This is a genomic window from Peribacillus sp. NPDC056705 (genome assembly GCF_043656335.1).
Window position 1 is genome coordinate 1 of sequence record NZ_JBHTYI010000242.1, and the last position, 1,168, is coordinate 1,168.

1 pseudogene is annotated in these 1,168 nt (G+C 47.1%); it reads right to left on the reverse strand.

The features are described 5' to 3' along the window. Window positions 1-382: 382 nt before the first annotated feature. Window positions 383-1,168: pseudogene (locus ACFRAK_RS29330) on the reverse strand (5-methyltetrahydropteroyltriglutamate--homocysteine S-methyltransferase); the annotation flags it as partial.

Here is a 1,168-nt window from a genome sequence, read left to right on the forward strand (position 1 = left end):
CTGGATACGAATCATTTCAATTGGGCGATTGTCCGGCAGGTAGTCCAGCACAAGTGCTCTAAATGACGTTCTGGATTGCGTATAGGCCGTAAACAAGCTAAATAGCAGAAATAATCCTATAATGCCACCAAATATGCACCATCTTCGCTTCGTCATGATCATTTTCAACGAACCTCCTTCATGACATGGGAGCAGCGTGAACTTCGACCGCCATCTATTGTAGCATAATACCATCATGAATTGACCTATATTATGGAAAAAGCCATGATAACATCTTCCACTCTTAACAGTCGGAAATCGCCAGCCTATATTAAAAAAAATGGCAGACACCGAAGTGTCTGCCTCATAACAATTCCCCTTGAATTAATGGAATCAACCTAATTTATACTTGAACCGCATGCGCATCGCGAGCAAATCTAGTCGCTTGAACCATATTGCGAAGGGCTGCCACGGTCTCATCCATTCCACGCGTCTTCAATCCGCAATCCGGGTTGATCCAGAACAATTTCGGATCGAGGACTCGCAGTGCGCGTTCGATCATACTAGTCATCTCTTCCACTCTCGGAACACGTGGACTATGGATATCGTACACACCCAGGCCAATGCCGAGCGGATACGTATGAACCTCGAAGCTGTGAATCAGTTCGCCGTGACTACGGGAAGTCTCGATTGATATAACGTCTGCATCCATGGCTTTGATGGAGTCGATCATATCATGAAACTCGCAATAACACATATGCGTATGGATTTGAGTGGTGTCTTGCACCGTGCATGTGGTCATTCGGAAAGCCTTCACAGCCCATTCCAAATACTCGGCTTGGTCTTTCAGTTTCAGCGGCAAACCTTCGCGAACGGCCGGCTCATCCACCTGAATCATGCCAATACCAGCTTCCTCGAGTGCTTCGACTTCTTGACGCAGTGCATAAGCCAACTGATAGGCAATCTTCTCACGTGGAATATCCTCACGAACGAACGACCAGTTCATGATCGTAATAGGGCCGGTCAGCATACCCTTGACTGGACGATTCGTTTTGGATTGGGCGTAACTCGTTTCTTTGACGGTCATAGCTTCTTCGAATTCTACATCGCCATAGATAACCGGCGGCTTTACGCATCTTGAGCCATACGACTGCACCCATCCAAATTTCGTAAAGGCAAAGCCTGCCAG